Below are 6,458 nucleotides of genomic sequence, written 5' to 3'. Positions count from 1 at the left end.
CGGATCGAGCCGCGCTTTACCGCGAGCGAGCGGATCGTGGTCATGACGGGCGGCCGTGCCCGCTTCACCGTCGCGCATGATGGCGCCCGCCCCTTCCGCGTCATCGCCGGGACGTCGGTGACGACCGCGCTCGGAACCGTGTTCGAGATCGACATGCGCCGCGCCGCACCGCGCATCCATTTGCTCAAGGGCTCGGTCGAGGTCGCCGCGCGCCCGGCATCCCGGCCCGCACTCCGCCTCGCACCCGGCGAAAGCGCCGAGGTCGGGGCCGAAGGCCCGCGCCGCACGCCCGCGATGACAAACCCGGTCGCCGCGGACAAGCTCGAGGCCGACAATCTGCCCCTCGGCCAAATCGTCGATCGCGCCAACCGGGTGAATGCGCAGAAGATCGCCCTCGCCGACCCGGCGCTCGCGGCGATTCCGGTGAGCGGGCGGTTCGAGATCGGCGATAGCGACGCGCTGGCGCGCAAGCTGGCCGCCGCCCTCGACCTCGGGGTCGAGATCGGACCGGCGGGCCCCATTCTCAAGCGCCCGTAAAAGCCGCCCGCGAAAAACGGGGGGCTGAGACTCCCCGCGTCATCGAGCCACCCAGACAGCCAGAATTTGGCTGCAAGGGAGGGTTTGATGAAAAGACTATATCTGGCGTCCTTGCTCGCGACGGCGAGCGGTTTCGCCATGGCGGCGCCGAGCGCGCAGGCGCAGACCGGCGACGCATATTATGACATCGCGGCGCAGCGCCTCGACGACGCCCTGCGCGAATATTCACGGGTTTCGGGACGCGATGTGATCGCGGCGTCGAGCCTGCTTGCCGGCCGACGCGGCACCGCGGTACGCGGTCGCCTCGCGCCCGACGCCGCGCTCGATCGCCTTCTTTCGGACACCGGGCTGATCGCCGAACGCGTCGAAGGAACCCTCGTCCTGCGCGAACGGGGAGATGGCACGATCGCGGCAGCGGGAGCACCGACAGGCGCGACCGCGCAGGCGGTTAACCTGGCTACCGCGGATGCGATCGTCGTCACCGGCACGCGCATTCGCGGCACGGGGCCTGTCGGGTCTCCGGTCGCGACGATCGACCGCGAGACGCTCGACCGCAGCGGCCGCGCGACGCTTGCCGATTTCATCCAGACGATCCCGCAGAATTTCTCGGGCGGGCCGGCGGAAGCCAATATCGGGACAAGCGCGCGCGGCAATGCCGCGAGCAATATCGGATATGGCACGGGCATCAACCTGCGCGGACTTGGCACCGGGTCGACGCTGACATTGCTCGACGGGACGCGCCCGGCGCTGAGCGGCGCGTCCGGCGCCTTCGCCGATATTTCGATGCTGCCCTCGCTCGCGGTCGAACGGCTGGAAATCCTGACCGACGGTGCCTCGGCTATCTATGGTTCGGACGCCGTCGCGGGCGTCGTCAACATCCGCTTCCGGAACCGGTTCGAGGGTGCGGAGACGCGACTGCGCGTCGGCACGGCTGACGGCGATTATGGCGAAATCCAGATCGGGCAGATCGCCGGCACCGCGTGGGACACAGGCCATCTCGTCGTCGCCGGCGAATATTATCAGCGCGGCAGTCTCGGATCGGAGGAGCGCCGCTTCGCATCGGAGGATCTGCGACCCTTCGGCGGCCCCGACCTGCGATCCAGTTTCAGCAATCCCGGCACAATCGTCGCGGCGGACGGTCGGCGCTTTCTCATTCCGCGCGGGCAGAACGGCACGGCGCTGACGCCCGCACAGCTCGTCCCGAGCGCGGACTTCCGGCGCGGCGACGCCCGTCGGAATGTGGACATCCTGCCGCACCAGAAAAGCGCCAGCTTCTACGCCAGCGGCGAACAGCGGCTCGGCGATCACATCAGCCTGTTCGCGCGCGGTCTATACGCGGAGCGCGACTTCGAAGCCCGCCGCCGGATCATCGGCGTATCGCAGCAGACCGTGAGCCCGGCCAATCCCTATTATGTCGACCCGATCGGTACCGGCCGGAACATAACCGTCTATTATGACCCGGTCGCCGACTTCGGCCCCGAGGGGGTCCGGGGCACGGTCAAGGCGCTCAACACCGCGCTCGGCGTCCGCGCCGATGTCGGAAGCTGGACCATCGAATTGTCGGGCGGTCACGGCCAGCAACGCGAGGGCTATGACAGTCTCAATGTCGTGCATCTGCTCAAACTGGCGCGCGCGATCGCCTCTCCCGACCCGGCGCGGGCGATCAATCTGTTCGGCGACGGCGCGGTCAACGATCCCGCGCTGATCGACAGCCTGCGCGGCAGCTTTGCGGTGCGCACGCGCTATCGTAGCTGGACCGCGGCCCTGCGGGCCGACGGCAAGCTGTTCGCGCTGCCCGCGGGCGACGTGAAGCTCGCGCTCGGCGCCGAATGGCGCGATGACAGGCTGAGGTATCGCGAGACGATCGATATCGTGTCGGATACGCCGCAGGAGCGCAGCGCCGCGGGCCTGCCCGACAAGCGGATCGTGAAAGCCATTTACGGCGAGCTTGCCATCCCCGTCTTCGACGCCGACGGGGCGTTCCCCGGATCGCTCGCTGTCTCGGCCTCGGCGCGCTATGAAGATTATTCGGACGTCGGCGACACCGCCAATCCGAAATTCGGCGCGCGCTGGGAGCCGCTTCCCGGCCTCGCGCTTCGCGCATCCTATGGTCGCTCGTTCCGCGCACCCTTTTTCGACGAACTCGTCGGAACCGCGAACGCGCGTTACCAGACCTTCCGGATCACCGATCCGGCCGCGCCGACCGGTCAGACCTCGGTGCTGCTGCTACTCGGCTTCCGCCCCGATCTGGGGCCCGAAAAGGCGACGAGCTGGACCGCGGGCATCGATTTCGAACCGCGCTTCCTGCCGGGCGCGAAGTTCAGCCTCACCTATTTCGACATCCGGTATCGCGACCGGATCGCGTCGGCGAACAGCTTCCTCCAGCAATTTTTTACACATCGTGATGTCTATGCCGGCCTGATCGACGATACTCCCGATCCAGCGCTGGTGGCGGCGCTGTTCGCCAACCCCAGCTTCTCGAACCCGATCGGGATTACCCAAGGCGAAGTCGTGGCGATCGTCGATGCCCGCACACGCAACCTGTCGCGCTCGACCGTTCGCGGGCTCGATTTCGATCTTGGTTACAGCAAGGCGCTCGCCGGAGGTCGTATCAACCTCTCGCTCGGCGGCTCGCGACTGTTCACGATCGACAACCGGATCACCGACACGGCGCCGCGCAACAATGTCACCGGAACGCTTGGCGCACCCGTCAAGCTACGCCTTCGCGGGCGTGCCGGCATCGCGCTCGGAGCGTTCGACGGCGGGATCGGCGTCAGCCATGTCGCCAGCTACCGCAACCTCACCGTGACCCCGGTCGAGAGAGTCAGGCCCTGGACGACCGTCGACCTTCAGCTCGGCGCGCGCATCGGAGACCCCGACAAGCGGTCCTTCCGCCTCGTCTTCAGCGTCAACAATCTGTTCGACCGCGACCCGCCCTATGCGCAATTCCGCTCGACAGGCGTCAACATCGGCTATGATCCCGAGCAGGCGAGCGCCGTCGGGCGCAGCTTCGCCCTGCAGGCGGTGGTCGGGTGGTAATCGCCGCCGCGATGCTCGCGTCGGCGATGCCGCTCCCGGAGGGAGAGCCGGGCACGCCCGTTTCGATCACGACGCACGATATCGTCGAGGTCGCCGACATCACGGGCCCGAGCCTGTCCCCCGACGGCACGCGCGTCCTCTATCGGATATCGCGCCCGTCGGTACGCGCCAACGACACGCAGCTCGACTGGTATGTCGCCGATGTCGGCGGCGACGCGGTAGTGCATGCCGGGGATGCGGGAGCGGTGCGCCACGACGGCGCCGGCTCGGTTGCCGAAGCCAAGGTCCTCTGGGATCCCGATTCGCGGGGCTTTCGCTTCCTGGCGCTCAGGGACGGGATCGTCGCGATCTGGCATTGGCGCGAAAATGGAGGCACCGCTCGCGAGATCGTCGATGCCGCCGATATCCTCGACTTCTCGCTGTCGGAGGATGGCCGCACCCTGCGTTACACGACGAGTGCGACGCGCGCCGAAGTCGCGGCCGCCGAAAAACGGGCCTATGACGAAGGTGTGCTGGTCGACGACAGCGTCGACCTGGGACAAGCCGTGGCGGGTGGCAAGATCGAGGACGGGCGCCGTATTGCCCAGCGCTGGACCCGAAACTGGTTCGATCGCGCGCGCATCCTGTGGGACGCTCCGAGGAAGGACACGGCCGTCGATCTCGGTGTCGAAGCCACTGCCCCTCCCGGATCACGACCGGTTCCTGTCATTTCATTGCAGGGTCGCGAGATCGATCTCGCGAAAGGTGGTCGTGCCGCAATCGAGCGAGCGCAAAATGGCACCCGGCTAATGGTGACAATGGCCGATGGGCGACGCATCGCCTGCCGTGCCGCGCCGTGCCGGTCGGCCAGGCTTGCCGCCATTGCCGAGCGTCCGGGCCACGACATGCTGATCCTATTCGAAACCGATGTCGGCGCCCGCGAGAAGATCTGGCTCTGGCGCATCGGCGGCGCGAAGGCCCGTTACCTGGCTACCACGGACGGCGCCGAGCGGGCGCCGATCTGGCAATCTCGCTGCACGGCGGCGCGCGAGGCGCTGATCTGCGCCGCAAGCGGCCCGGTGGAGCCGCCGCGCCTCGTGCGGATCGCCTTTTCCGACGGACGGCGAACAGTCATTGCCGATCCCAATGCGGGTCTGCGGAGCCGGATCCGCGCCGTGGCGGCGCCGCTGCGCTGGGAGAATGGTCATGACGGCATTCTGCTCACACCGCCGGGTGCAAGCGAGCCCCTACCGCTTGTGATTCAATATTATCGCTGCGCGGGGTTCCTGAAGGGCGGTGTCGGCGACGAAATTCCGATGCTGCCGCTGGTCGAGCACGGGATTGCGGTGCTGTGCATGAACGGCCAGCGCCCGCCCGCGAACGCGCCTATGGAAGCGAGCTATGAGATGGCCTTGTCGGCGATCGGCGAGGCGGTCGACGGTCTCATCGCCGCTGAGCGGATCGATCCGGCGAAGATCGGGATCGGAGGACTGAGCCACGGCTCGAGCGTTGCGCTCTGGGCGATCCGGAAGTCGAAACGGTTCGCCGCGGCCACCATCGCGTCGGGACAGGCGGGGCCCCACTATTATTGGTCCAACGCGTTTCCCGATCGCGGCTTTGCCAAAATCTTCCGGAAGTTCTGGAAGGCCGGCGACCCCGACAGCGATCCCGGGCGCTGGCGCGTCATTGCGCCGGTATCGGACATCGAGGCGATCGACACGCCGCTCCTCATGCAGCTTCCCGAATCTGAGGTCCGCAATCTCGTCGAACTCAACACGAAGCTCCGGCTCGCCGGCAAGCCCGCGGAGCTGTTCGCCTTTGCCGACGAAATTCACATCAAATATCAGCCGGCCCACAAGCGCGCCGTCTATGAGCGAAATCTCGACTGGTATCGCTTCTGGCTGAAAGGCGAGGAAGACCCCGGTTCTTCCAAGGTGGATCAATATAGGAGGTGGCGCGCGCTGCGCGCGGGACTGCCTGCGCAAGCCGCCGCGCCCTGAACGATCAAAGCCGCAATCTTCCATCGCGAGCAGGCTTCGCTCGCCTCATCATATGTGGCTTGCTCACCGTCGGCCGCACCGCGCCTCATTGGCGGTGTGCGTCCGATCCGGCGATCGAACGGGCCCATCGCTCGATATCGGCAAATTCGAGGATTCGAAGCATGGCGCTGGTATCGGCTTGCGTTCGACCTGCAAGGAGGGCGTCGATGGCATCAAGGTCGAGAATACCCGATCCGGCAAGCCATCCGTCGAGGAGAAAGCTGGAAAGACGCTGCCGGTTGGCCTCGAACGCCGGCAGAAACATCGACAGGATACGTCCCTTGCTGCGACGCGTGAGCACAATTTCAGGCAGATTTTCGCGAAACGCTTCGCGCGCCAGGGCGCGGTTCACGCCCCCTTCGCCCCATTGCCAGCTCGGAACACCCAACCCAAATTCGATCAACGGCTGGGAGAGCAAAGGAGCAATCTTCGGCACATGCCGCGCACGTTCATAACCGTCGAGGAAAGGCTGGATGGCGAGAAGGCCAAGTCCGTATCGCCTCTGCCCCGGAGGAACGCGCCCGGCATCGGCCAGCCACGGATGCCGGGGCCGCTCCGAGGCATACCGGGTCGACAGGAGCAGATCGTCGACGGGCCAGAGCCTGATACCGCGAAACCAGGCCCGCAGCCCGTGGCGCAGCGCGTTCCAGATATTGTCGTCCATGATTTCCGCCTGGTCGGCCGCGGCCCTCAGCGCGGCGCGGATCCCGGCGTAGCGCAACGCATCGAGCGCGGGGGCGATCGAGGTTTGATAACCGAACGCACCGTCGCCTGCGGTTCCCGAAAAAATGGCGTCGGCGCCGAAGGCCCGTGCCGAGGCGAGGAAGGCGGCGTCGGTCGGCGCGACCAGCCCGAAGCCGCCCG

4 protein-coding genes are annotated in these 6,458 nt (G+C 66.9%); 3 read left to right on the top strand and 1 reads right to left on the bottom strand.

Going from position 1 to position 6,458, the window contains the following annotated elements:
• The 3 genes from VN047_RS10845 to VN047_RS10835 all read left to right on the top strand — a co-directional run.
• On the top strand, positions 1-537 hold a 537-nt coding region (locus tag VN047_RS10845), incomplete at its 5' end, for a FecR family protein (RefSeq protein ID WP_325542548.1).
• Between the two features lie 87 nt (positions 538-624).
• Positions 625-3,576: a TonB-dependent receptor gene (locus tag VN047_RS10840; RefSeq protein WP_325542546.1), complete on the top strand. Its 2,952-nt coding sequence runs from the start codon at positions 625-627 to the stop codon at positions 3,574-3,576.
• Positions 3,570-5,555, top strand: coding sequence for an Atxe2 family lasso peptide isopeptidase (locus tag VN047_RS10835; protein WP_325542544.1), 1,986 nt, complete (start codon positions 3,570-3,572; stop codon positions 5,553-5,555). Before VN047_RS10840 ends, VN047_RS10835 begins: the two co-directional genes overlap by 7 nt.
• 85 nt (positions 5,556-5,640) lie before the next feature.
• Here the strand turns inward: VN047_RS10835 and VN047_RS10830 are convergent.
• A partial coding sequence (locus VN047_RS10830) for an asparagine synthase-related protein (protein WP_325542542.1) occupies positions 5,641-6,458 on the bottom strand: 818 nt, incomplete at its 5' end.

The organism is Sphingopyxis sp. (assembly GCF_035565275.1).
In the GTDB taxonomy this organism is placed as follows: Bacteria; Pseudomonadota; Alphaproteobacteria; order Sphingomonadales; family Sphingomonadaceae; genus Sphingopyxis.
The sequence above is the reverse complement of the archived record's forward strand: the minus strand, read 5'-3'. Positions and strand labels throughout refer to the sequence as shown.